This window comes from Acinetobacter legionensis (genome assembly GCF_048552295.1).
GTDB lineage: Bacteria > Pseudomonadota > Gammaproteobacteria > Pseudomonadales > Moraxellaceae > Acinetobacter.
In genome coordinates this window covers 126417-151278 of the sequence record NZ_JBIMCW010000008.1, presented here as the reverse complement: position 1 = coordinate 151278, position 24862 = coordinate 126417, and the positions used below count along the sequence as shown (strand labels likewise).

Annotated in this window: 22 protein-coding genes, 2 tRNA genes and 1 pseudogene; 2 read left to right on the top strand and 23 right to left on the bottom strand. The window is 36.1% G+C overall.

What is annotated here, in order from left to right; translation table 11 throughout:
* Positions 1 to 224: 224 nt before the first annotated feature.
* The 8 genes from ACG916_RS08755 to ACG916_RS08720 form a co-directional block, all read right to left on the bottom strand.
* Positions 225 to 301, bottom strand: a tRNA-Met gene (locus tag ACG916_RS08755).
* Between the two features lie 704 nt (positions 302 to 1005).
* Complete coding sequence (locus ACG916_RS08750; protein WP_419328628.1) at positions 1006 to 1218, bottom strand: hypothetical protein; 213 nt, start codon at positions 1216 to 1218, stop codon at positions 1006 to 1008.
* Positions 1219 to 2847: 1629 nt separating this feature from the next.
* Positions 2848 to 3063, bottom strand: a complete 216-nt coding sequence (locus ACG916_RS08745) for a cold-shock protein (RefSeq protein WP_336953883.1) — start codon at positions 3061 to 3063, stop codon at positions 2848 to 2850.
* Between the two features lie 359 nt (positions 3064 to 3422).
* Positions 3423 to 4262 (bottom strand): sterol desaturase family protein, encoded by an 840-nt coding sequence (locus ACG916_RS08740; protein WP_419328627.1) that lies wholly within the window; start codon positions 4260 to 4262, stop codon positions 3423 to 3425.
* 84 nt (positions 4263 to 4346) lie between these two features.
* Positions 4347 to 5165, bottom strand: a complete 819-nt coding sequence (locus tag ACG916_RS08735; protein WP_419330757.1) for a helix-turn-helix domain-containing protein — start codon at positions 5163 to 5165, stop codon at positions 4347 to 4349.
* Positions 5166 to 5371: 206 nt separating this feature from the next.
* A tRNA-Met gene (locus ACG916_RS08730) sits at positions 5372 to 5448 on the bottom strand.
* A gap of 744 nt (positions 5449 to 6192) precedes the next feature.
* On the bottom strand, positions 6193 to 6414 hold the full coding sequence (locus ACG916_RS08725; protein WP_336953885.1) for a hypothetical protein: 222 nt from the start codon (positions 6412 to 6414) through the stop codon (positions 6193 to 6195).
* Between the two features lie 181 nt (positions 6415 to 6595).
* Complete coding sequence (locus ACG916_RS08720; protein WP_336953886.1) at positions 6596 to 6877, bottom strand: hypothetical protein; 282 nt, start codon at positions 6875 to 6877, stop codon at positions 6596 to 6598.
* Between the two features lie 977 nt (positions 6878 to 7854).
* Here ACG916_RS08720 and ACG916_RS08715 point away from each other — a divergent pair.
* Complete coding sequence (locus tag ACG916_RS08715) at positions 7855 to 8166, top strand: hypothetical protein (protein WP_419328625.1); 312 nt, start codon at positions 7855 to 7857, stop codon at positions 8164 to 8166.
* 25 nt (positions 8167 to 8191) lie between these two features.
* Here the strand turns inward: ACG916_RS08715 and ACG916_RS08710 are convergent.
* The 15 genes and pseudogenes from ACG916_RS08710 to ACG916_RS08640 all read right to left on the bottom strand — a co-directional run.
* Positions 8192 to 8440 (bottom strand): annotated as a pseudogene (locus ACG916_RS08710) (hypothetical protein); the annotation flags it as partial.
* A 601-nt stretch (positions 8441 to 9041) separates the two neighbouring features.
* Positions 9042 to 9410 (bottom strand): hypothetical protein, encoded by a 369-nt coding sequence (locus ACG916_RS08705; protein ID WP_419330756.1) that lies wholly within the window; start codon positions 9408 to 9410, stop codon positions 9042 to 9044.
* Positions 9410 to 9916 (bottom strand): lysozyme, encoded by a 507-nt coding sequence (locus ACG916_RS08700; RefSeq protein WP_419330754.1) that lies wholly within the window; start codon positions 9914 to 9916, stop codon positions 9410 to 9412. Before ACG916_RS08700 ends, ACG916_RS08705 begins: the two co-directional genes overlap by 1 nt.
* Positions 9900 to 10163 carry a holin gene (locus tag ACG916_RS08695; RefSeq protein WP_419330753.1) on the bottom strand — a complete coding sequence of 88 codons (264 nt, stop codon included), beginning with the start codon at positions 10161 to 10163 and terminating at the stop codon, positions 9900 to 9902. Before ACG916_RS08695 ends, ACG916_RS08700 begins: the two co-directional genes overlap by 17 nt.
* 42 nt (positions 10164 to 10205) lie before the next feature.
* Positions 10206 to 10745 carry a DUF4376 domain-containing protein gene (locus tag ACG916_RS08690; RefSeq protein WP_419368181.1) on the bottom strand — a complete coding sequence of 180 codons (540 nt, stop codon included), beginning with the start codon at positions 10743 to 10745 and terminating at the stop codon, positions 10206 to 10208.
* Entirely contained in the window at positions 10742 to 15172 is a 4431-nt protein-coding gene (locus tag ACG916_RS08685; RefSeq protein WP_419368180.1) for a TipJ family phage tail tip protein, read from the bottom strand. Before ACG916_RS08685 ends, ACG916_RS08690 begins: the two co-directional genes overlap by 4 nt.
* Positions 15173 to 15221: 49 nt before the next feature.
* The gene (locus ACG916_RS08680; protein WP_419330764.1) at positions 15222 to 15866 is read right to left on the bottom strand and encodes a tail assembly protein; all 645 of its coding nucleotides are present in this window, start codon (positions 15864 to 15866) and stop codon (positions 15222 to 15224) included.
* Entirely contained in the window at positions 15859 to 16602 is a 744-nt protein-coding gene (locus tag ACG916_RS08675; RefSeq protein ID WP_419368179.1) for a C40 family peptidase, read from the bottom strand. The genes ACG916_RS08680 and ACG916_RS08675 overlap by 8 nt, the downstream gene beginning before the upstream one ends.
* A 2-nt stretch (positions 16603 to 16604) precedes the next feature.
* Positions 16605 to 17393 carry a phage minor tail protein L gene (locus tag ACG916_RS08670; protein WP_419368178.1) on the bottom strand — a complete coding sequence of 263 codons (789 nt, stop codon included), beginning with the start codon at positions 17391 to 17393 and terminating at the stop codon, positions 16605 to 16607.
* A complete protein-coding gene (locus ACG916_RS08665; protein WP_419368177.1) occupies positions 17377 to 18258 on the bottom strand; it encodes a phage tail fiber protein in 882 nt (293 codons plus the stop codon). Before ACG916_RS08665 ends, ACG916_RS08670 begins: the two co-directional genes overlap by 17 nt.
* Before the next feature lie 50 nt (positions 18259 to 18308).
* Positions 18309 to 18650 (bottom strand): phage tail protein, encoded by a 342-nt coding sequence (locus tag ACG916_RS08660; protein ID WP_275059569.1) that lies wholly within the window; start codon positions 18648 to 18650, stop codon positions 18309 to 18311.
* Positions 18651 to 18694: 44 nt separating this feature from the next.
* Positions 18695 to 22852 carry a tape measure protein gene (locus ACG916_RS08655; protein WP_419368176.1) on the bottom strand — a complete coding sequence of 1386 codons (4158 nt, stop codon included), beginning with the start codon at positions 22850 to 22852 and terminating at the stop codon, positions 18695 to 18697.
* 56 nt (positions 22853 to 22908) lie between these two features.
* Positions 22909 to 23259: a hypothetical protein gene (locus tag ACG916_RS08650; protein ID WP_275059596.1), complete on the bottom strand. Its 351-nt coding sequence runs from the start codon at positions 23257 to 23259 to the stop codon at positions 22909 to 22911.
* Between the two features lie 80 nt (positions 23260 to 23339).
* Positions 23340 to 24182, bottom strand: coding sequence for a BRO-N domain-containing protein (locus ACG916_RS08645; RefSeq protein WP_419368175.1), 843 nt, complete (start codon positions 24180 to 24182; stop codon positions 23340 to 23342).
* A gap of 85 nt (positions 24183 to 24267) precedes the next feature.
* Positions 24268 to 24426 (bottom strand): Arc family DNA-binding protein, encoded by a 159-nt coding sequence (locus tag ACG916_RS08640; protein WP_004817429.1) that lies wholly within the window; start codon positions 24424 to 24426, stop codon positions 24268 to 24270.
* Positions 24427 to 24541: 115 nt separating this feature from the next.
* On the opposite strand from ACG916_RS08640, the gene ACG916_RS08635 reads away from it, so the two are divergent.
* Positions 24542 to 24790 carry an Arc family DNA-binding protein gene (locus ACG916_RS08635; RefSeq protein WP_419368174.1) on the top strand — a complete coding sequence of 83 codons (249 nt, stop codon included), beginning with the start codon at positions 24542 to 24544 and terminating at the stop codon, positions 24788 to 24790.
* The last annotated feature ends 72 nt before the right edge of the window (positions 24791 to 24862 follow it).

Here is a 24862-nt window from a genome sequence, read left to right as displayed (position 1 = left end):
GACCAGCTACCACAACAAAATAAGGTAGCTTAACTAGAGCAGAGTATCACTTATAAATAAGCTTTTAGTTGTTCAAACATGTGGGACCACCTCTAATTGAAAATTTTTCACAGCATTTATTTGCACTTTGATTATAAATTTATGAAGCTAACTGATTTAAAAGCATAAAAAAAACCTAGTAAGCATGAAGCAAACTAGGCTATAAACTTTGAATCTTTTTTCGTTGGTAGCGGGAGCTGGATTTGAACCAACGACCTTCGGGTTATGAGCCCGACGAGCTACCAGACTGCTCCATCCCGCATCAACGAAGCACCTTTATACGCCTTAAAGACGAGAAATACAACCTTTATTCAATATATGTTTAAAAGAATTATGAATGAGAAGCCGAACCACTCAGAAGACACTTATTGTTGGTCCATGATCTTAACTTCAAAATATAGTAAAAACATCCAAAGTATCAAAGAAATACACTCACTAAAATGAGGGTATGTTTAGGAGAATATGAATAACGTAAGCGTCAGACAACAATTTAAATCCAGTATATCAATCTTTATTTATTATTTTAACTAAACTATGTAATAAAAATAAAAAATGAGAATATATAAAATGATCTGATTAATAGTTGATAATAACTATAAAATCCTAAAGAAATAAAAATTTGAATATCTATAATGTAAACATTTTATAAATAATTGATCAATAAATCTCAGACTGATTCACTTAACTACTCGTTTATTTTTTAATAAAAAGTCATGTTTGCTGTTATTGCAAAAGTTGCTATCAAGTCTGGCAAAATCAATAAACCCAATTTCGTTCAATATACAAAACTAATAAATTAGGTTTTTTAAATACAATTACTATGATTTGTAAGTTTTTCTACACTTTTTAATCACAGCATAAGTCGACTTGATTATTCAAACGATACTGATCATGATAATTTTAAATAAATCCAAGCATGTAAATATAAATTTTATCAATTAAAAAACCACCCGCAGGTGGTCATATTTAAACTATAGATTCCAGTATCTTATAAATTTTTCCGTTCTTAGTACTTTCAAAGAGCATTTCAAAGTTAGGCCGTAAAAGTTCATTTTCAACAATAATATATTTTATACGTTCATGGGTTTTATTTGGATCTACCACAACATCATCCAATGTTGCTTCTACTGCATAACACTTACCAAATTGATCCTTTACATTTATATCGAGTTTATTCATAAAAAACACCTTAAAAATTAATTAAAAAATAGCTAAAACTGTGTACCTAAAAATTCAATGATTATTAAATTTATGCTTGTTCATCGAACGAGATTTAATATACTGCAAAAACATTCAATTGTTATTATTTTTTTTATTTACTTACATTTTAAGTGTTTACCCAAAAGATCGTTTTAGATGTTATTCAGCGCTTTTCATATCTATCCTTTTATCTCCTTTAAATCATCAAGATGAAGATCAAAAAATACTTTCAATTATTTTTACTTTAGATTCACTGGTCTCGTTGGAATTCTCAATCAAATATTTTTTCGTTTGTTGAATAAATTGAAAATAAACCTCACATCTCACAGTTCCACTTTCCATCAGAAAGCCAACTAAAATTTCGATTAACATTCTTGTGACATGGTCACCTTCTAAAGTTGCCTCAACCAATTACACTGCTAAAATTAACTTTTTACTTACATTCATCTCCTTGGTACCCATCAATTAATCTAACAAATTCATTTTACTTGTCATCGTAATAAAATTTGGCTAATAAGGTTCAATTTTATAGTTTCTAATCTATAAGCTTAAAATCCGGTTATGTTCTCAAGATGCTATTGTTCAATACAAAAGCCTGATATTTTTGTAAGGCTTGACCTTAATTTTGCGCTGATTAAGGTTTTTTTGTTATTTATTTTTAGTAAAATAACAATGTAAAGTTAAAGTTAAATCAGCCTTAACCTTCTTATAAAATGTACAAAAAATAATCAACAATAAGTAGTTGGATCTACAAAAACTGTGATGCAAACTTAATTTATACAAGTTAAGTATTACTTCAAGATCCTTCATCGAATGTTTAATTTCAAAAGAGCATAAATATGATGCTTAATTAAGGTACTAATCAGCACTTAGTACACTTAAATATTGTCCAGAAGATAAAAATAATAAGCAACAGTAACATACTCGACACAACCAGTGCAGAAAGCCAATCACAGCTAATTTACTTTAAATAATTGAAATTAAAAGTAGAAAATCGAATTATCATTTCGAGCCTAACGATTATCAAAATTTATCTCGACTATTTTACTGCGTTTTTATTATTAGTGAGCAGATGTATAGTAGCGATGACCATTGGAGAGAGTGGTCTATATGACAATAAAGAAACTCGAAACTAACCTGCATGATGCAGGTTTCTTTTTTCCTGAGCGATAAGTGAAACAGCATCACATTCCACAGAATGTAAAAGTCTAGGCACATACATCAAATCGTTAGATATGCTTAAACTTTCAAGGATAAGTGAATGATTACAGAGATGTAATGTTCATAAAAAGGGAATGAATTGATATAATTTTCCACTTAAAGTACATTGAAAAATCATTTCAAAATCTGGCAAATATCTTCTACCCTAATTATGATAAAGCATAAATTAGAGTAAGATTGGGTATTGCCGAAATCACCATCAACTGTGGCTTAGATATAGTATTGAAGACCTAATTGATCTTTGATATGGACATTGTGATTCAGTATGAACATACCTAATAGAATAGAAAATTTTATCGAAATAATTAAAATGTATAAATTTTAGTTTAAATAAAAATGCACAGCTAAAAAAAGCACGATATCGTGCTTTTTTTAACTTACTACTAATTATAGAGCAGTAATGTTTACAGCGTTAGGACCTTTTGGACCTTGAGTGATACTGAATTCAACTTGTTGACCTTCAGCAAGAGTTTTAAAACCAGAGTTAGCGATTTCGCTGAAATGAGCAAAAACGTCTGGACCTGACTCTTGTTGAATGAAACCGAAACCTTTAGTTTCGTTGAACCATTTAACAGTACCTTTAACAACATTTGAGTTTGACATAATCAATCCTACTGAAATTTAAAAATTTTAAGTCATTTTATGACTAGTGATAACGTCGAAAATAATAAAGAATTGAACTTAAAATCTGAATAAAACGAAGGATTATGACTAAAACTGCGATACTTAGAGAAGATTTACCAAAACATGACTTTTTTCTAGTTGTCTTTACTTTACAGGAAAAAAAAAAATAATCAAGCTTTCTTATATATATTTAACTTCTTTTAAGCTTAAAGAGGAACTTATCTACTTAAATAGCTCTCAAACGAGAGCTTTGCCAAGTAACTTAAGCTTTCTAAATCACTTTTAACAAGTGATTTAGTTTTGGCTAGTAGGGATTAAAGTAAAAATCATCTTTAAGATTATTTTTTAAAAGGCCAGCGCAATTGAGCCAGATATTGATTTGGTATTTGGATACGCACTCCGACTTGATCATGTTTAACTTTTTTATCTTCATAAAAAAAGCTTCCAAAAATAATATCCCAAAATATAAAAACTTCTCCAAAATTTTTACGACCAAGACCATGTTGATGATGACTACGATGAACCTCGGCAACAGCAAAAATATATTTTAAAGGACCCACCCGATAATCAACATTGGCATGCTGGAAAAACAAATGTACAGCCATAAACATCAGCCAACATCCAATCAGCAAACTAGGTGCCCCGAAAAGAGCCAGTACAGTTAAACTTGGCCCAGCAAGGACAATTGCACTCAGCGGATGCCTCTTTTCAGCATTTAACCAATATAACCGACGTGAATGGTGATGAATCGCATGTAATTTCCATAGAAATCGATACTTGTGGCTCATGTAATGCATAAACCAAAGTCCAAAATCAATGATTAAAGCAACAATTATAATCTGCCAAAATACCGAAATTTGGTCAGGCCATAAACGAGGAATAAATCTAAAAACATCCAACCACTCTATCATTTTTGCTACAGAAACAATCAAAAATAAATTAAAAACTGCATGAACTATATCTGTAAGAAAATCTTTATGTGTATCTAACCATTTGGGTTGATAAGGCAAATAATATTCAACCAATGCAATCAGTAAACCGCTTAGTAAGATTAAAATTATTGAACTTGGCCAATACGGAATTTGCCCAGAGACGACCAACATCACGATCCATACTGTAAACATCATACAAAGCGGATAAAATAAATATTGTAGAGATATTTTAAAAAAAGCGCTCATTATTACTCCAATCATCATAATACGCTTCAGTAGTATGCGGATTGGAGTACCCTAAAAATTGAACGAAACCGCTATAATGTCTTGTTAATATGGTTTATATGGCACTACTAATATCGGCATCTGTTCAATGAATGGAATAAATTTTAATAATGAGGGTTGAATACCAAACATTTGTTTACACGTTCTACTAAAGTGTGGTTGATCAGAAAAGTGTGATTGATGAGCTATGCTTGTTAAATTAACGTCCTGCTCTATTGCTTGTAAGGTTTGCAATAAGCGTATCCACTTCCGATAACTACGATAAGAAATACCAAAATTTTCACTGAACCAATGACTAAAACGGCTTTCTGAGATATTGAGCTTTGCTGCAATTTGTTTAACTGTTAAATTCTTTTGATTATTGAGAATAAGATATTCTGAAAGATGTCTTGCTCTGATGTTCTGATATTTGAAGTCATTCTGACTACAATAACTAATAAGTTTTTGAAAAGATTCAATAGCATGATTTTGTTCTAGAAAGAATTCTCTAAGTATAATCACCAGACTTTCAGGCAATACCCGAATGGGCGAGTCTGATTGTAGGTACCCTTGTAAATAATGCTGTATGACATCTGCAAGGAAATGTGTTTGATCAATATAAATCGAACAGTAGTTTCCTGGTCGCAAATGATGTGATGTATTTGCTGCGATATACACCCCACTACTCATTATACATTTATCTTCATCCTCATAAACAACCTGAACACGCTCTCCCTCTTCCTTTGCAAAGCTTAATTGATGTGCGTGATGACGATGTGGATAATTATCACCGACAGCCCCCTCAAAATATCCAATACCATATCCAATCGATATCTTTCCTTTCCAATATTTAGCAGGCAATTTGTATAGATTAGATTGGACCATAGAAAATGTAAGCACAAGTGAAAACTCAATAAATACCATTATTTTATTTATCTTCAAATACAAAAAATAAATTAGTGGCTTAATTTATCCCACTTTCATGCCGTCTTTTTCTATAACTTTAGAGTTTGATCTTGTTAAATTTTAAACATAAAAAAACCTAGTAAGCATGAAGCGAACTAGGCTATAAACTTTAAATCTTTTTCCGTTGGTAGCGGGAGCTGGATTTGAACCAACGACCTTCGGGTTATGAGCCCGACGAGCTACCAGACTGCTCCATCCCGCATCAACGAAGTGACTTTATACGCTTTAAAGATAAGGATTACAACTATTATTAAATATATATACTAAAAAGACTGATTTAACAGCTATATTCACACAATTTTTATACTTTTATATATGTTTACAATTTTTCTCAGAAGAATATCATTTTTTAGATTAACTATATTTTAATCTTTTTAGGCATCTCTATACACTGACACTTAACAGTGGTTAGACGAGGTGGCATTCCAAATTTATAACTAGAAAGAATAATTTAAATAGACAATTCAGCTAATTAGTCAACATAAACACAACATCTTTCTGGATATATTTAGTATTAAAAAACTCATAAAAGCCCATCTTTTGATGAGCTTTTAGATCCAGTTGTATTTACTTATACACCCATAACCCTGAAGGGATATTACCAAATAAATGTATAAGCAAAGTAAGAACAATAAACATAAAGAAGAAAAAAGCGATGTTTATAGATTTATATATCATGTAATCACCTTATTTTATTTTTGTACATTAATTATACATTAATAAGGTGGAATTTTCAACATTTATTACGACCAAAATTAAAAAAATGTAGACCTTCCAAATCACCATTACTTTTAAAATGTTAAATAATAATTATCATTCTAGTCTAATGACAGCCTTTCTAGAATAATACCTAAATATCTTTATCAATTTTTGGGATTAAAATGACATCTTAAGCACTTGACTCACAACTTTATTGCGCACAAATGATTTCATAAAGCTCGATCAGTTACTCAATCTCAAAAAAATGCTTTTCGGTCACTATTTTTATTTTTATTTCTTTATAATATCTAATCATTGGATCATTTGCATCTTTGCTAATTTTATCTAAAAACTTACTCTCTTTCATCAATTTAGAATAAGTTTTATAGCCGATAATTAATTTTTGTGGCTCCTTATTTTCTTTAAAATCAGCAATTTGCTTGTTTAGTTCTTTTAGATTAATGCTCATGTTAGCTCCCCTCATTTGTTTTATTCAATATAACACCCATTTATGACATTTTTTTGGCGAATTAAGAAAAATTAAGAGATGAAGAATGCCTCGCATTTCTGCAAGACAATCTTAAAGCTTTTAGCTAGGTATTCAAACCATCTTTAAACAGCTGCGAGTTAATTCTAGCCACAATATAAAATTACAATTCAGTGATAAATAAGGGATGATTCGCTTTATAAATAGCTAATTTTTTTATTTCATTTTCTAAATAATCTGCTGGCTCGTCTTTCCACGTCTCTTTTCCACTATCAAAATCTGAGTTACTCAAAGCCCAAGAAGAAATTAAACTATAAACAAATGTATTATCAGCAAAAATTAGTTTTGTTCTATCACTTTTATCGCTTTTAAACACTTTATGTGTAGGTAAAGAACCAAATATACCCACATGGGTATACAAATATTTAAATGTTTCATTCATCATAATGACTACTCTTGTCGTTAATTACTATACTACCGCATTCAGGCTTACTTTATGAACTTTGAGCAAAATTCTAAATTCTTGTGATTTCTATGATTTTCAACACAAAAAAATTTGAAATGATATACAGAAAAAACTAAACAATGAGGTAAAAAAAACCTGCATCTTTGGGGAAAGAATACAGGCAAAAACCGATTATTCGGTAACAGGAGGAATACCTACTATTTTACTAGGGTTTGATTTTACTTGTCAGTGGCAATATATAACAACTATTAGAGCTTTCTTTTAATCGGTGAAAAACACCCAATATGCATGTTGATACGAAAATTTAAAATCTATAAATACTTAGCTTAATCATTCGACTAAAAGAAAACTGATAAACACATGTTATATTTCGCTGACTTATAGTTGCCTGCTCATTTATGCTTTTTAGGATCAATCTTATCGAGTGGTTGGCTATAAAAAGCTTCACCAACAAAGCAACTCTATTTAAAGCATTTCCAAAAGATCATCCAATTTTTAAAGTTCAAATTACTTTTATATTTTTTAAATTTTAAAAATTACGAATAGTCACCCATCAATGACTTATATTGATCAATCCATAACTTATATGGTTATTTAAAGATCTAGGTATTAAGTAGCTCTCACCTGAAAGCCTAATTCTTAGCTTCATTCAAAGCACTACACTCATTGTATTTAACAATGGTATCAATGATCCATAACGTGATTTCTTTACCCTGCCCTGACTTAAGTTTTAAGAGTTTAGGGTAAGATGGCATTATGATATGAAAAAATATCTAAATTTTCCAATAAGCTGTATTAAGATAACTTCAGAAAAATTTAACTCATAAATAATTCTATTTGAAACTAATGATAAGAGAAATCTATTGAGAAACTATTATCACCACATAAAGTCTCAGTCTAGACTGTATCAAGTGATAGTCTATGGTTGTATTGCGCTCATCTCCATTAACTTCTTTATGAATGTATGGGGCTATAACGCTATACTAAAATATAAATTAAATAATCCTAAAAATATCATTGAAACTTGTGCATATTTTAGAGGGGAAAGTAAATCTAAAAATGGTTCAGGTTACTACATTAATGTTGATAACTATATTTATGATACCCAAAGAATTCGTAAAAAAGCTTTTCCTTCTGGTTTGACATGGCGTGACTTTTATGAATCTTTAGATAAGCAGCCATCTAAGTGCCATAAGATAAAATATGTGCAACTTGATTTTATATTTTCGAAACAGATTTTTATTTATGACTATCAAAATCAGTTGTAAACCATTAAATTAAGAGTACTTTTCGTTATTTAATATATAATGGAATTTTGCGAATTAGCCCGCACTCAGTGGGCCATGCCTCCCTTAATATTTCTGCATCAGCTGCGTGTCCGTCAGCTTTTTCTAGCACTGTCCGATATTCAGTGATGCAGTTTTCGAGTATGTCACTGTTGGCAGTGGTGTACTTAACGATGGTTTCTTTGGAAGCACTGGACAAGCGACTGTTTGCAACTTTGAGTTGCTTTGACAAGCTGTCATCGCTGGCACTAGCGATGAACAAGCAGCTACTTTTTTAAGTTATTCACTTGTTCATTTTAAAAGTCATGTAATTTGCTTAGGAGGATTTCCAGCGCCAAGATACATAATGACAAATTCAAAAGGTAGAAGATGGAATTTAGAATCTATTACTAAATAGTTAAGAAAAAGACCAGAAACTACAAAAAAAGTTACAGGCAGACCCCGCAAAATTTAGCGGGGTTTATTATTTTGTATCTGTGGATAAAAACTGAAATACGCCAATTTTACGCCAAACCATTATTAAGTTATTGATTTTATTAATAAATTTGGTACGCCCAGCGGACACAGGAAATAAATCATATATTATTGTTTTTATTATATTAAATTTTAAGTATTTTTAATTATACCCCCAAATATACCCTCAAAAATAAATGTGAGTAGGATTCTATTCCTTGGTATATTTATTTTAACATGCCTTGCAAGCTGAATGAATAAAGCCCTATTTAAGAGCCTTATTCTTCGCATCATTCAAAGCGCTACACTCATTGTATTTAGCAACTGTATCAATGATCCATAGCGTGATTTCTTTACCCTGCCCTGACTCAAGCTTTAAGAGTTTAGGGCAAGGTACGATTAGATTAGCTGGAATCGTCGGGGATAAGTGAGTTGATGATACGCAAGCCGTCATCATCAATACAAACATTGTTATAAATAGGACGCTCAATGATCTTTTGCACTTCACGTGTAACTGTTTCGACTTTGACACGTTGCTCTGATTTAAGTTGCTCGTAATCTGCGCTCACTTTATTTATTTTGTTTTGTTTGTCGATCAATGCCTTTTGCTGATCATCTTTAAGTTTTTGAACCTTGGCTGAGCAATTCTGTTCAGCTTCTTGAAGTTTTCCACTTAGATGATTTGTATATGCAATTTGCACAAGGTATAAAAAAATAAAGACCGCAATTGCGATCAATTTTTTATACTTCCACATGATTATGGCTATTGGCATCATTGCGCCCCCATGCATTTGCTATAGCGTTCCTTTTGACGTGTCCAAACCCCATAACATCCGTTAGATCGAATAGAACAATCACGCTTAGCAACATATTTATATTTAAGTAAAGATGCGCAAGCTTGCTTATACTGCCCCGCTTTGAGGTTACGAAGCATTGATGAGCCATTCCAATTTGCTTGGCCATAGTTGTAAACAAAGTCGAGATATACGTCATACTCAGTCTGAGTAAGCTTCACGCCTGATAAAGATTTGCGAAACGCAACCTCATCTTTAGCAATGTGAGCTTTTGCAATTTGAACCGCACGCTCTTTAGTGATTGGCTTATCAGTCATTTTGACTTTTGAGCCGTTTTCATAAGATGTCGACCCAATACCAATCGTTGCCACTTTAGCGCTGTCCAAATATGGCTTTGACTCGTATCCCTCATAGCCAATTAAAGACGTAAAAAAAGCAGCCGAAGCTGCTAGACCAACCGCTAAAATTTTAGTCTTGTTTGACATCGATCTTCCCCTTGATTTGAAGTGATGCGATATATGCTTTGTGTTCCAATTCATCACGTTTATCTTTCTTGCGTGCGAAATACCAGTTCATTATTAAGCCTGCAATTGCAATCAAAATACTGAACCAAAATGCTATATCCAATGAAGCGAACCAAGCCAAAGCACCGCCTGCGCTACCTCCATATGTAATAACTTTGCCAGCAACAACACCTGTTGAAGCTTCTACAATTTGTTGATTATCTGCCATTGATACCCCCGATATTTGGCAATAAAAAAGCACCCGAGGGTGCTAAAACTGAATTGATTCTATTTGTTCAATACTTTCTGAGTCATAAATAAGTTGCCGAGCTATTCGGCTTCTTGAATGACAGTTTGAAACATGCTGAGCTAGCGCAATTCTCAAACCTCTCAATTGCTCTGCATCTAGCGAAACAATTGAATTGTCTTTCAATGTCCAATCTACTGAGACACCTAAATCACTTGCCACTATTATTCGGGCCTGTGAAGTAACATCTGACTCAAAAGTAAAGTTTAAAAAAGAAAAACCGCCATATTCGGCGGTTTCTCTTTGAATTTTGATCTCCGACCATTTCTGGTCTTTAGCTTCATCTAATGATCGAGGATCAATCCACTGTTTCAAATTATAATCAAATATATGATGAGTTGATGGTTGTTTGGGTATGTGTGCCCACCACCCACGGTAATACATATTTGAGGATGGGGGGTCTGAAACAGCCAAACAACCAAGCGGTTTATTTAGTGCAATTGTTTCTTTATTTGCATAAATCAACTGTAGCAGCTCACCTCTTTTTGAAATAATAGCTGTCATTTCTTCATTTCCGTCAGAATCATTTGTGGACTTTGAATGCTAAAAATACCTGTAGTACTGTTTAAAGTAATACGTATCGCCCGAGTATTACGATTTGCAAAACCTAATTTGAGAACGTACGTAGCTGGCCCACTAAAAATATCTTCAATACCCGCATTCACCGCAAAAGTCCCAGTGAAATAAAATCCACCAGAACTCATTACATCGGTCGGAGGTGTTTCCTGCCGGGCGACTAAAGTTCCATTTCTGTAGATCGAAACAACTGCCCTAAGGTTTAACCTTTCAAAATATGAAAGCGAGCCACCATCCACCGCATACGCAGTCAAGTATTCATTCTTAAAAGCAATACAAGATGCATCTATTCGGCATTTCCCTCCTGATCTGTTGATTGTTGCTGTTAATAAATTCCCGAATTTAGCCTCCCACTCTGCAAGTTGAGAATTATAATCGCTGTATTGCGGACTATAGGCTCCTGAAACGACGATTTCACTTGTTGACTTGATTGATGTTGGAACAGTGACTGCTTCATCTTGTATCTTTAAAGTACCTACTGCTAAATCTTTGATTTTTCCTGCTGTCACGGCTAAATCTTCAATCTTTGCTGTTTTAACAGCCAAATCTTCTATATGTGAAGTCTTAACAGATTGGTAATCAAAAAAACCTGACTTTATATAAGCACCAACAGGAAAAACGGTCCCATTTACTGGATCAGTAAAAGCAGTATTTCTAAACACAATCGGATATGTCACAACACCTGAATTATCAGAACCAAATGCCACAGAACTTGAATTAAAAATGATGTCCGATGTCTTACCATCGTTCATCATTCCAATACCGCTGATCAAATTTCCTGATTGCAATTTCAACGTATATTGAAGATTGATACCATTAATGGATGATTGCTGAGTTTGAATTGATGCGGTGTTGTTGCCAACAGTGGTTTGCAAAGTTGTCGTAGCAGTGACGTTGGCTGAAACAGCATCAGCATTCGCTTTGATTTGTTGCTGATACAAAGCATCATTCTGGTTCATTTGGGCAGTAACTTGGTCGGTGCGAATAGACTGAGCTAAATCTCCTTCAATACGTGCTGATTGTTCTGACCACACACCTGCATAACCACTATTGTTGCCAATGAGATCAGATTCCGACCCGATCAATGGTGGATTGACTTGGGCATAAACACCGTCGATCCGTGTCGTTTGTGCTGTGATCTTGCCGTTGTAATCCTGTTCAATCTCGGACTTAACTTGCGTCAATTGTCCTGTTGAGGCTTTATCATCTAGCTCCAATTCCAAAGCATCAATTAATTCTGCATTTGCTGTTGATTGCTCAACCGCAATTTGTGCTGAATTACGCACAGTTGCTAATGCCTGATCATTTTCAACAATATAAGTATCAATCTTTTGAACAGTGGCCTTATCACCCTCAATACGCGCTTGAACTTCTTGCTGTGCAAAGGCTTGAACATCATTGACTTGTGCAACAGTTGTATCAATGCGCTTACTTAAAACTAAATCCCCCTCAATCATTGCGGATTGAAGCGACCAGGTTCCCGCAAAACCTTGATCATTACCAATTAGATCAGATGATGACCCGATCAAAGGAGGATTCAACTGCGCATAAACACCATCAGTTTTTTCAGCAGTCAGTTTCAAATCATCAGCAACAACTTTGATTGTTGTTTGTGCAGCTGCTATACCTTGATCACTTGATTTTTTAACTGTATCAATGACTTCCAATATACCTTCTTCGCTATCATTGATTTTCTGAGATAAGCCATCTTCAGCATTCTGAATTGCATGCTGACGATCAATAATTTCTTGCGAAATCTGATCTTTCGTATTTTGAATATCTTGACGAATTGGCCCGATTTCAGTATCAATATTTTCAATGTGATCAATCTTTGTCTGCAAGTCTTTATGCAATTGGCTTTCAGTGATTTGCTCATTCAATAGTTCAAGTACATCTGAAGCATCTGCAGAAGTCACACCACTGACCCATTCAGACCAATCGCCAATATTACCAATGCGATCAATCAAACGTCCGCGATAAAACTGGCGTAAATTTGGTTGCATCCCTTGAATGGTGTGAACAGTAGTCGGATAAGCAAACAAACCCAGTTGAGCAATGTTTGAGGTGCTGTCTGGTGAAACTTCAATTTCTGTATATGCAGTATCAAGTGCACCAACTGCTGGAAACAACCATGTTAATTTCATGCCAAATAAAATACCTTCAGCATGTATATTGGCGAGTTTTGGCGGTTTTCCTTGCTTGCCTTTCAGCTCTGTCAAAACCGAATATGTTGGTAAGGACGAAATATCAAAAGCACTGATTGCAAATACGCGTGCTTCATATTGCCCTGCGTAAATCCCAGCCACCTCAGCTGAGTTGCTTCCAGTTAATGGTAGCTTTAACCAGGTGCCGTTATCTTTACGCCATTCAACTTGATACTTGGTGGCATCCTTGGCTTGTGGCCAACTGATCACCATGGTTTCAACAGACATTCCTTGCTGAACCATTTGCTCACTGGAAATCGTGACTGATTCAACAGGTGCTTGGGTTGTAGGATTAATGATTGAGATCGGGCGATCATCAATAAATGCACCATGATCAATGGCATCAAATTTAGAATCAGCATGTTGTAATGCAGTAATGGTAAATTGGTGTGGCTCATCTTGTGAGATCGAAACTACACGAAATTTCATCGTCGCTAAATCTTGTGCATCAATCACCCATACATTTTGTGGGGCAACACTATCAAAGGCTGATACTACAGTAACAACTCGACCAGCAATACTTGATACAACTCGTGCTTGTGCCTTTCCATTCTCGCCATTAACAACTAGACGGTCACCAGCTCGGCATACAACATCATCACGATCTAAGGTGATTTGTTTTAAATCAGCACTGACTGAAGAAATACGCCCACCATTTGCACGACCAGCTAACAACTCATCAGCAAGTTCAATCACTTTACCAGGTAATGGAATATAGCCATCCAACCCAACTTTAAATGTGACAGTTCGAGTTTCGAGTTGTTCTGTTTTTAAAGCCCATTGGCCAGTACGTTGTGCTTGTCCTTCTGATGTACAGCCCCATGCCTCTAGTTCTAATAAGCGTACTGCTTTAGCCTCTGCAATTGATTTTTCATCACGCACAAAAACATATTCAGTCTTATAGCGATTTTGCGGATTATCCCAAGCCACTTTGACTGCATTATGCCGATCACGTGCACGCGTACCGGTGTAATTGATACCAAGAACACCATCAATAATATTGGCAGATGTGTATGTAAAAATAGCATCTTGAGGCAAATCAGCCTCACATACGATCGATGCGCCATCCCAATAACTGATTGCACGAAATAAACCTGCAAGTTTGCTTAAAATATCGAAAGCAGATTCGGCACTTTGAATATACACATTACAAGTGAACCGTGGCTCTTGACCACCTTTGCCATTGGGTACCAGCTGATCACAATATTGTGCTAAACGATACAACGACCATTTATCAATCATTTGCTCGGTTAATCGGTTGCCAAGTGCATATCGCTTATTGGTACATAAATCATAGTAAATCCAAGCTGGATTATTGCTATAAGCACGCTTAAATAGACCATCCCATATCCCGATGTAGGTTCGGCTTACTGGATCATAGTTGCTTGGTACTTTGATCTTTACACCCTTTAGATCTACAGCAATTTTGGCAATATTCGAGAATGTTTCAGCATCATATTGCACGCCAATCAATGCAGTATTTGGGTATGCAAGCTTAAGATCCACAATCTCAGTAATCGCTTGAATATACATCTTATCGCTGACATATTCTGAGCTTGAATTTGGTGTTTTACGTATGACGCGAATCAACCAATTATTATTGGCTTTTGGTAAGCCTATTCGGTGAGTGCGTTCATAATTTGCTGAAGTTTTTCCTGACATTTGAGTATCAAGCATTAACTCCCATGATCCACCATCAGTTTGCACTTCAATCGAGTAATCAATAACAATGCCTGAGACATCACCATTAGTTGGATCTTGTTGTTTTAAAGCACCAAAGCGCACTCTTACAATCACGGCATCTAGATTAAGATTGGTAATCCCTTTAACCCAAGGCGTATCACTTTTAAGTTCAACACCCACAGCAGTTTCAGAAGCAATGCTTTCAAAACCTTCCATGTATGCCTGATCATTGGTACCTGAGCGAAAATCTAGAGTGACATCTTGAAAGTTTCTTGCACCACTGTCGTTTTCAACTGGTGTGTCATCAAGGAAGATTGACTTAAAGCCATTTGCTAAGCCCTCAACTTCACCCTCACTTATACCGTATTGTAAACGTGCATAGGTTTTTGAAGCGGTTGTATCATTTGCAACTTTGGGTTGTCTTTGGTTTTTGCTACCGCCTTTTGCGCCTTTTACTGTTTTAAGCATACTTTTTCCCACACAATAAAAAAGCGCTTTACGCGCTTATATTCTTAAATTATTTCTTTCCACCGCTGCTGCCACCGCCTGTGAAACCGGCATCTGCCGAACTAAAAGTATCTACTGCAAATTGACCAGCATTTACAATGAATCCACCGACTTCGCGCTGACCATAAAGAATCGGAACTGGATTACCTTGTGCGATTGTGGTGACTGCTCCACCAAATCCCTTGTTTGCCCTGTTTCCATCTTGATTTTGATCTTCCTCGTCCATCTTTGGCATCATCATTTGAGCAATACCACCAACCATCATACCAACGCCAGCAGCAATCATACTCACACCAATCTGAGCCCCGATACCTGTCCATCCTGCAACATATCCAATTACCGCACCAGCAACCACCATCACAGCACCCAATATAGTTTGCAGAACTCCATTCCCGCCAGCCCCAATGACTTTAGGCACAATCTTGATAACTTTGGCACCAGTTTCAAAATCAATCTGATCCTCACTGATATTTTCATCATCTTGAAAAACAGCAAAGGTAAGTCCGTGTTCATGAGCGGTTAACATGAATTGCTCAAAGCCGGGCACTTGGACTGATAGCGCTCTTACAGCTTCACGAGTGCTTTCAACAGCAAGCTTAAATTCCTTACCAAACTTCTTTCCCAGTACGCCATATAATTTGATCGTTTTAAGCATTCTTATGCCTCACAATTTTGACAACACGCTCTTGCCATTGTTGCCCAAAGATTTCACGCACTGACTTTTGACCATAAGGATGATGTAGGATTAATGGTCCACCAAAACAACTCGTGCTTTCTTCTGACTTTAATTGCCACTGATCACCTAACCAAATCACAGCATGATTCGGGTGTTCTGTACGTCCAACATTGCACACCAACATATCGCCATACTGCGGTTGACTGACTTCATAAAATCCCGCTGCATCTAGGTTTTCTATATAAAGCGATTTATGATCTTTATCACTCCACCAATTATCCAAACGCTCAAAATCAATGAGTTTGATATTCAACTCACGACGATAAAAATCACGAACAATTGAATAGCAGTCTTGGTAGCCATGATGATAGTCACGACCAATGAGTGGGGCTTTATAGCCACAGGGTTCATAGACTTGAAAATCAACTTCAGGATAAGCACAAATCACCCATGGCATTTCATGAAGCTCAATTTGTAATAAATCTAAATCAGAAGCACGTGCTGTAGCATTTGGATGTGAATGTACATAAGCTTGAATCTCACCTTGATCTTCAGCATTCGCCAAGTCTTCATGATGAATTTGAAACTGACCTTTTTCAGCGACATTGCGACAAGGTATATACGTACCAGAAACAATAACCCCGCAACATTCTGCGGGGAAACATTGTTCAGCATGAGATAAAATCGCAGCTTTAAGTTTTTTATTTAATTTCATATTTACACCATCGAAGATGCAGGGAACCCACCAAAACGAAGCTCATTTTTACGGCAGTTACACCCTGATGTTCTAAAACTGCATCGATCTAAAGCTGGATTGTCTGTCGATTCATCTTTTTCAGTAAACATTGCAGAACCGATATATCCGCACTCTTCACTTCGATATTCCCAATTGCAGTAGTTTGAGATTTGCCGTGTAGGAATTTTTAGCCCTTCGAAATCCACTGGATTAGAAAGTTCAAACGTCACTTGCTGAGCATTTTCAGAAGTCTTTTGTTCAATGAACCAAATCTGCTCGCGCTTCTCACTTGGATTAGCCGTAGCATTACCAGCACTAAAGTTTTCAGCATCAAGATATTTGGCTAATGTAGTAATGACTTTGATTTTTGCACCAGCAAAATCACCAAACTGTAAACAATATGCAGTTACCGCACCTTGAATACCTTTAATATTGTTGGCCATACTTAAAGTTGGAGCAGAAGCTTTACCATCACTGCGCATTTCTAGACCATCGACTTGTAATGCCATTGGCTCAAAAGTCTGACCATTGAATATAATGTTTCGTTGCCATACTTTCTCGTCACCAATATCAAACACCTTGCCAATAGAGCCGACATCCGCTCCGATCAACCCATCTGATCCAATGGATGAATAAATCTTTTCCCAGTCTTCATATGAGATATGACCATGGAAACGTAAAACGCCAGCTCCCAAGTTGCTGGCGTCTAACTCAAATAATGTGATTAATCCATCTACATAAAGCTTTTGAAAATCACTGTTCAGAGCCATCTTTTAATGCCTCCGCAACTGATTGTGCTAAGTTTGTCGGTTGAAATTCTGTTGGCGTTTTAGGAATCTCAATTTCAGGTTGTGGCAATGCTTTTAAACGAATATCAATCCAACGACCAGCAGGAATATCACGAGGTTTTTCTAGATTAGGAACAATATCACCTGTTTCTTCATCAAACTTTTTAGCAAAGGTTTTAACTTCAATGGTGTTATCTTCTAACTGCTGATATTGAACCGCAACCAAGACATTGCCATTGGCATCTTTTGGCATTTCGATATACCAGCCATCATCCGAGAAACCTTCAGTATTTTTTAGCAGATAATGGCCAATATCCACTTTTTCAAAAACAGGTTCTTGTTCTAGCGCTTCATCATTGGATTCAATTTTATCAGCAAAAAGCTTAATGATTGGTGATGCAGCTTTGATAAAGCCGTTTGAATCTACAGTTGTATTTAATTGTGTCCAAAACTTAAACCAATTTCCCATCACATAGCTGGTACCATTGTAGTAAGTTCCACGAAATACGGGTATAGAGTTCTGGAAAGTTCCCTTACTTAATTGCCACGACTCATTTGGCGATACTCCCATACTAATTCCCGACATCCATTCTGGAAATCCTGAAGTGTCATTCCCCATAAAAAACATTGATTTGTTATTAATATTAGTTGCACCAATATTATAGCCTTGTACTCCTATCCCAAACGCACCCACTTCCATCACATTTTCAGCTTGAGTACCAACATAGCGACTTGCTGCATGCGTATTGTTTGTGAAGTTTTCATTTAGTTTGGTGCCAGTTGAACGGAAGGTATCGCCACCAGCACCACTTGGCGCGGTTCCTAAATTAATTGTTTGAATAGCCATATTTTTCTCACTAAAAAGCCCCAGCGAGTGGGGCATGAAGTTGATTAGATTTAAGGGTAAAAAACTTGTGTGAAGGTTGTTGAGATTTGCCACATGCCGGCACCTAGTGATACCAATTGATATTCACCAGCTTTGACACGAACTTCACCATCTAAAGGCGAATCCCATAAAAAAGAATCAGCACCCTTATGATCATCAAAAAAGGCCTTAATCTCTCGAATTAAAGCCTCTTTACCATTTTTAGAGAATTGCCAAACACCTGACTTATTGTTAATCCCTACCGAGACATTTTGCTCATAACCATCACCAAATTTACTGGTTAAGACTTTAAATGTATTGGATTGAGAATTACCTTCGAAGTTTTGGCAATGGGTGAATTTACGGTTGCTCATAAAAATTTTCCATTAAAAAACTGAAATGTTGCATGGTTAGTAAATCACCTCACACCTTTTAATGCTTTACCAAGTGGATAACCTTGCTTCATATTTCTATCAATCCCACGATCAACAGCACTGTCAATAATCTTCCCAATGGTCACCATCAAATTACCATCAGCATCTTTGGAAGTTTCCACTTTCTCACTCCCATAGTTGTTAATGATGACTTTGTTAACACCTTCACCCTGAGATGAATTCTTCGGAATAGAATTGAATCGTCTGCTATCGACATCAGTATAATTAAGTCGAGGGACCCCGATTTCACCACCATCTTTAAATTTTTGAATACTTAAATCTGACTGAGTAGACGGGGACTTCATAGACATATATTTGCTATGATCTGGAATCTCACCAGTTAGATTCATGTAATTTAAAGCGGATAAACCAAGTTTAGACACAGCTGAAGCCTTCATCATAAACTCGCCATTGGATGCCATGATTGGAATATCATCACTCGTTCCAGTGCCTTTGCCAGTAATGTGTCCACCAGTTGCAAAACCTTGAGGTGTAATAGCTTGGATCATTGCTAAGAATGTTCCTTGATCCAAAGCCGCCTTAGCACCTGCGGCAACTTTCTGCCATACAGTACCTGGCTCTTTAGCATAAGCATCTGAAACAGACGACCATAAATTCATACCAGCTTGAGTAAGCGCAAAGCCCTGTTGCATTGCAAACATTGTTTTATATGCACCTGAGCTTTCACCAAGAATACCTTTAAACATATTTGCAAATGAACCAGTTAATTGTTGAGCTTGGGTTAATTGCAAATTCAATGAATCCGTTTGATACTGATTTTCAATATCAATCATTCGCTTATTGTGATCAGCCCAAATTTGTTCCCGAACCTCAGCTAATTTTTGTAAATCAGCGCCTGGCTCTTGTTCCTGTCTTTCAACATCAGCACTCTGTGTTTCAAGTAAATTCTGTGAAACCCCCATTCGGCTCAGTCTATCTTGGCTAACCTGGTATCGCCCTGTAGATCCATTCATTTGGGCTTGTACAGATTCCCAACCTGTTGAGGCATCTCTTAAACGTGTACTTAAATCAGCTTGATGTTGAAGAGCAAGCATTTGTGATTTAAATGCTTGCTCTTTTGGATCTTCATTGCTCTGATCTAAAAGCCTCCTTTCAATATCATATTTTGCTTGAGCTAGTTGTAACTCAGACATATAGAATTCTTTAGATTGAAGTAATTGCTGTTCTCTAACAAGTTTTGATTTTGCAAGTTCGTAATTATATTGCTTATCAATTAATGCTACAGCTTGGGTGCGCTGTTCCTTTGATAATTCAATATCTCTAGATGCATAAAACTTCTTTTGATCAAAACTATCTTTAAGTAATTGTTCATCTGTTTTCATAAAAGATGAATATTCTTCAAGTTTAGATTTTAGCGTATATTCAGCAATCGCAATCTCGTTGTCTGCTCTTGCTTGATACTCAGCTTTGATTTCCGCAGTACGTTCTGGTGTAAATCCAGCCTTATCTATTTCAATCAACTTGTCTTTCAAAGATTCACGAATCTTGGTGACTTCATTTGCAACATTAAGCTCAAGTGATTTTCTTGATTCCGCTTGTTGTTTCACAAAATCAAGATAATCCTTAAGATCACCCATAGTATCGGAGGTGCCTTTAGCCTTTAGCTCACTACCTCCAAGACCCACAATCCACTTGTTGACCGATGGTGCAAAGTTAGCAACTTCTTTATTGCGTTCTGAGCTACCACTCACCCTTCCAGTTTTATCAAACTGCCTAGAGCCACCAACACCTGCATTGTGGGATCGAATAGCAGATTCCCAACTGCCCAACTCCTTGTAAGCTTTAGCAAGATTTCTAGCCACAACATCAGCAATTACAGGGAGATTTTTAGAGTCAGCAACACTGATTCCATTATCTTTACGGTAACCACTTGTTGTTTGGAAATAGCCGATAGCACCAGTTGGACTAACAGCATTAGGATTTCCCTTAGACTCTTGAGCCATAAGACCTGCAAGATAATTTTTAGGGATACCGTATTTCGCACTAATACCATCTAAATCGGCTTTAGCAGATAGATTTGCTATCTTCTGAAGCATTAGCAACTCAGACTGAGTGTACTTAAATTTCTTTTCAGCTTCTCTGGTGCTATCTTTTTCCTTTTTGCTGCGCTCACTAATAAGATCACTTTTTTGCTTTTCAAGATCTACACTTTTTAAAATTAAGTCCTGTTGCTCTTTGGTGACAATTGAGCTTGTTGCAAATGCCTCGGACCAAGCTTTACTCAATGCTTGTGCTTGCTCAGCTGAGTAACCCTGATTTAAATATCCAATAGTTAAATTATTGGAGTAATTTTGATCATTTAAGGACTTAATGTATTCTTGTAATTTGCTTTTAGCATTGGAGGCTGCACTAGCAACATTATCCAAGCTATTAGCTTGTTTATCATGCATAAATGCAGCATTAGAAGATTTGTTCCCTGCTAACTCAGTAGTAATACCAAAAACCTTAAGCGCCTCTTGAACCTTGTTAACTACAGGTAGTTTTTCGCTATAAAGCTCATTATCTCTCTGAAGTTGTTTAAGTTGATCTGGTGAAATAAAGTCGAGCTGATTAAGAGATTCAATTGCCTGCTCTTGGCTCATAATGCCTTGGCGAACCTTGTTTGAAATTTCAACAATTTGTAGGTTGCCTCTATAAGCATTTTGAAGTTCAATTAAATGAGCATTAAATACATAATTTAACTCTTTTAACTCCTTGTTTTGTCCTTTAAATGCTTCCTGTAATTCCGATTTGGCACCATTTTTCTGCACACCCTGAAGCGCTAACAATTCCTCCTTAGTTTTGTTTGCTACATCAGTCTGTTCTGCTAATTTTTCTGTTGCTTTTGCAGTTTGGTTTTGCATATACATATAACCAGCTGCTAAAGCGCCAACACCAATTGTTAGCAAGCCTATAGGGCCACCAACCACCCCCATAATTCTAGAGCCAATTGCATTACTTGCATTTAGTGAATTTTGGGCAAGAGTCCGTTGTGCAGTTGCTGCTGTCATATTTCTTTCTGCAACAGCCAATTGTATAGCTACCTGGGTTGCTCTTGTTTCTAAAATTATTCTTTCTTGAGTGGAAATATTTGTACGAAGTTTAGCAACAATTAAGTTTTGCTCAGCTGACAATTCTCCAACTTTTGCTCTTGTGCGCTGTACCTCAACCATAGAAAGGCGAACTTGTGATTCTAAAGAAGCTGTATCAGCTAATCGACGCTGAATACTCACAGCAATCGATTCTTTCATTGCTATTGTTTGATTGAGTACTGCTTTAGTTAAGAATGCAAACCCACCCACCATTGCTACATCAGCAATAGTATCCACATTGTCTGCAACTAATTTAATTGAAGATGCGAGTGATTTTGCTGCGCCAGATCCTTGACCTGCTTCACCAACAAATTTAGTGACAGAATCATTCAGCTGCGTAAATGATTGAGCGATTGTAAAATCTGTTTTAGAAAATAAGTCATCAACGGAAGTTTTGGCTTTGGTTAAAGCCTTAATTACAATGTCACCAGTTAATTGACCTTCTCCCGCCATTTTACGCAGTTCGCCAATGTTTACCCCCAACCCTGTTGCAATTGCTTTTAGCAATGCAGGGGCTTGTTCTGCGATACTGTTAAATTCTTCCCCACGTAATACACCAGAAGCCAAAGCTTGTCCGAACTGCATTAATGCAGCTTCTGCGCTCGCTGCGCTTGCACCTGAAATAGAAATAGCTTTAGAAACCGTGTCAGTCAATGAAGCTGTTTGCTGCATTGTGATTCCAAGACGTGATGAGTTTTCAGCAAAACGTTGATAGACCTGTGCTACTGAACCCCAAGACTGTGCAGTAGCTTGAGCAATAGCAAAAGTATCTTTAGTAGCAGTACTTAATTCTTGCTGAGAATTAGTAACAAGTTTTAATCTGTTTTGTAAGTTTGTATAGCTATCTGTATAGGCTATCACTTGATGAATTGAGAATGAACCTAATGCGGCAACTGCCAGACCTTTTATTGCATTTGATGCGCCATTAGTGCTTTGCTCAATGCGTCCTAATTCTCGATTAGCTGCATTGGAAGCGTCACGCATACCCTGAGTAAAATTGCCTGTACGACAAATTAAATCAAGGGTAAGAGATCCTAATTTAGTTGCCATACTTTTCTCCAGGCAATAAAAAACCGCCTAAGGCGGTTCTAATCTTTTAAAACAGGCTATTTGTTGATTGACTCATAACCTTCCATACACGCTAAATAGTAATTTGCAGAAAACTCATTTATAGATTCTTTTTTATTGCTTTCAGTAGAAAACTTAGGTTTGCTATAAGCATCTCTGAGTATTAATTTCACTAAAGAAGCCTCTTTTTCAGTTGATTCGCCTTTCGCAACCATTTTATTTAAATTATTCAATGCTTCAGCAAGTGGTAAGCCATTTTGCCTTATTGCCATTGCAGCCTCAGAAATTGCCATAGCATTTAGGCAATTTTGCTCTTGGTCTTTACTTACCTCTTTCGCAAAAAGATTTCCACACTGTAGCAATATAAAAGCCATTATTAATTTATTCATACCCCACCCTAAATTATAAATTTAGACCAAGATACTAATTATTGGGTTAAAAAGAAACCTCCCGAAGGAGGTTTGTTAAATTACCACGCTTGCGCATTAAACCATTTAGGATTCACACCTATTCGATGACCTGTTGATAAATTAATTGTTCTGCAAAATGAATCAACCAAAGGCTGACCACGGTTAGTCCGAAAATCAAAGTCAGCGCTAACTTTTCTAGCCAATGAATTAGATTTTAAGATGTAGCTGGCATAATTGTTGATAAACAATGGATCTATTAGCTCTAAAGCCTTCCAAACATTGTCCATAGCGCCATTCTGAGCAAGAATTGCTTCTGTCATTTGGCGTACCAACTCATAATCATCTTTATCAAATAGAGAACCTTGTTTTTCCGTCTGACTATATGATGCAATCAGATGATGAACATATTCCACAGCGACAGGGATTTCATCATAAGGAATCTCATCAATGTGTTTTACGTTGAAACGCTGATGAACGAGTTTGTATGCATCACTGTAATTTAAGTGTTTAGTCTTAGCCACAAGAAGATTTACAGCATTGGTTAGGGGTTCGCGTTCTTCTTTGTGAGTTTTAGTAACTGGATTTCCAACTTCTTTATCTAAAACATCAAGCACCCATTTGCGGAATTGCTTAGCAATAGCAGTGCGTGCCAGCATAGCTATTAAATGACAACCGCGCAGCGAGAAAATCCGCATACCCAAATTGGGTAGCTGAGGATTATCAATAATTTGTGTCATTTTTTCAGTAAATTCATCGGAGTTTCGATTAAAGATTTTACTGACTGCGTTCTCTTGCTTATATCCTAATGCTTGGGCTAATTCCCCTGATGAAAGCCATATTTGCTTATCATGTTGAACAGGTGAAAAATTTACATCGTTAAAGCTTAGTGTTAAACTGTTCATAGTTTGATTTCCTTTATGATTAAACTTGTCATTTCAAAAAAGCCCGTCCCGTCCAAGTTCAGGGCTTTTTTGTTGTCTATTGATTTCATGCTTTCGCACTCTGTTGGTTCTGTTTAAGCCATTCTTCAACAATAGTATTTAACTGGGCTGTTAAAGAACGACGGTTATCTAATGCTGCTTTTTTTAACTCATCAATTGTTTCATGAGCCATACGAACATTAAGTTGCTTATCGTGTCTTGCCATCTATATCTCCTGGTGATGTTTGTTAGCACTTCACTAACATAGCAAAACAATAACATTGATGTCAACATATTTAGATAGCATAATGCTACCAAACCCCAAATTAATAGTTTTTGATATGGCTGATGTTCAATTTAATCTACGCATACCTGAAGAATTAAAAGATAAAGTTAAAGGTGCTGCCAAGGAAAGTGGTCGATCTATAAATGCTGAAGCACAATATCGCCTTGAAAAAAGCTTTGAACCTGATGCAAACCCTAGAGAAACATTTGAGTTTGAATCTATGGAAAGAATTTATAAAGAACAGGCTCAAGAATTAAAACTACTTCGAGAAATGATGGAAAAGTTGATGAAGAAACCGACCTAAGTAGATTTCTTCTTAATAGCTTTCATGCGTTCCTCTTCAAAACTTGTCGGAGGTATCTCTTCATGGAGCATG

What these genes read in the sequence shown, in the direction of transcription:
- ACG916_RS08750 (WP_419328628.1), bottom strand. Translation starts at nt 1,218, where the DNA reads ATGAATAAACTCGATATAAATGTAAAGGATCAATTTGGTAAGTGTTAT.
- ACG916_RS08745 (WP_336953883.1), bottom strand. Translation starts at nt 3,063, where the DNA reads ATGTCAAACTCAAATGTTGTTAAAGGTACTGTTAAATGGTTCAACGAA.
- ACG916_RS08740 (WP_419328627.1), bottom strand. Translation starts at nt 4,262, where the DNA reads ATGAGCGCTTTTTTTAAAATATCTCTACAATATTTATTTTATCCGCTT.
- ACG916_RS08735 (WP_419330757.1), bottom strand. Translation starts at nt 5,165, where the DNA reads ATGGTCCAATCTAATCTATACAAATTGCCTGCTAAATATTGGAAAGGA.
- ACG916_RS08725 (WP_336953885.1), bottom strand. Translation starts at nt 6,414, where the DNA reads ATGAGCATTAATCTAAAAGAACTAAACAAGCAAATTGCTGATTTTAAA.
- ACG916_RS08720 (WP_336953886.1), bottom strand. Translation starts at nt 6,877, where the DNA reads ATGATGAATGAAACATTTAAATATTTGTATACCCATGTGGGTATATTT.
- ACG916_RS08715 (WP_419328625.1), top strand. Translation starts at nt 7,855, where the DNA reads ATGAATGTATGGGGCTATAACGCTATACTAAAATATAAATTAAATAAT.
- ACG916_RS08705 (WP_419330756.1), bottom strand. Translation starts at nt 9,410, where the DNA reads ATGCCAATAGCCATAATCATGTGGAAGTATAAAAAATTGATCGCAATT.
- ACG916_RS08700 (WP_419330754.1), bottom strand. Translation starts at nt 9,916, where the DNA reads ATGTCAAACAAGACTAAAATTTTAGCGGTTGGTCTAGCAGCTTCGGCT.
- ACG916_RS08695 (WP_419330753.1), bottom strand. Translation starts at nt 10,163, where the DNA reads ATGGCAGATAATCAACAAATTGTAGAAGCTTCAACAGGTGTTGTTGCT.
- ACG916_RS08690 (WP_419368181.1), bottom strand. Translation starts at nt 10,745, where the DNA reads ATGACAGCTATTATTTCAAAAAGAGGTGAGCTGCTACAGTTGATTTAT.
- ACG916_RS08685 (WP_419368180.1), bottom strand. Translation starts at nt 15,172, where the DNA reads ATGCTTAAAACAGTAAAAGGCGCAAAAGGCGGTAGCAAAAACCAAAGA.
- ACG916_RS08680 (WP_419330764.1), bottom strand. Translation starts at nt 15,866, where the DNA reads ATGCTTAAAACGATCAAATTATATGGCGTACTGGGAAAGAAGTTTGGT.
- ACG916_RS08675 (WP_419368179.1), bottom strand. Translation starts at nt 16,602, where the DNA reads ATGAAATTAAATAAAAAACTTAAAGCTGCGATTTTATCTCATGCTGAA.
- ACG916_RS08670 (WP_419368178.1), bottom strand. Translation starts at nt 17,393, where the DNA reads ATGGCTCTGAACAGTGATTTTCAAAAGCTTTATGTAGATGGATTAATC.
- ACG916_RS08665 (WP_419368177.1), bottom strand. Translation starts at nt 18,258, where the DNA reads ATGGCTATTCAAACAATTAATTTAGGAACCGCGCCAAGTGGTGCTGGT.
- ACG916_RS08660 (WP_275059569.1), bottom strand. Translation starts at nt 18,650, where the DNA reads ATGAGCAACCGTAAATTCACCCATTGCCAAAACTTCGAAGGTAATTCT.
- ACG916_RS08655 (WP_419368176.1), bottom strand. Translation starts at nt 22,852, where the DNA reads ATGGCAACTAAATTAGGATCTCTTACCCTTGATTTAATTTGTCGTACA.
- ACG916_RS08650 (WP_275059596.1), bottom strand. Translation starts at nt 23,259, where the DNA reads ATGAATAAATTAATAATGGCTTTTATATTGCTACAGTGTGGAAATCTT.
- ACG916_RS08645 (WP_419368175.1), bottom strand. Translation starts at nt 24,182, where the DNA reads ATGAACAGTTTAACACTAAGCTTTAACGATGTAAATTTTTCACCTGTT.
- ACG916_RS08640 (WP_004817429.1), bottom strand. Translation starts at nt 24,426, where the DNA reads ATGGCAAGACACGATAAGCAACTTAATGTTCGTATGGCTCATGAAACA.
- ACG916_RS08635 (WP_419368174.1), top strand. Translation starts at nt 24,542, where the DNA reads ATGGCTGATGTTCAATTTAATCTACGCATACCTGAAGAATTAAAAGAT.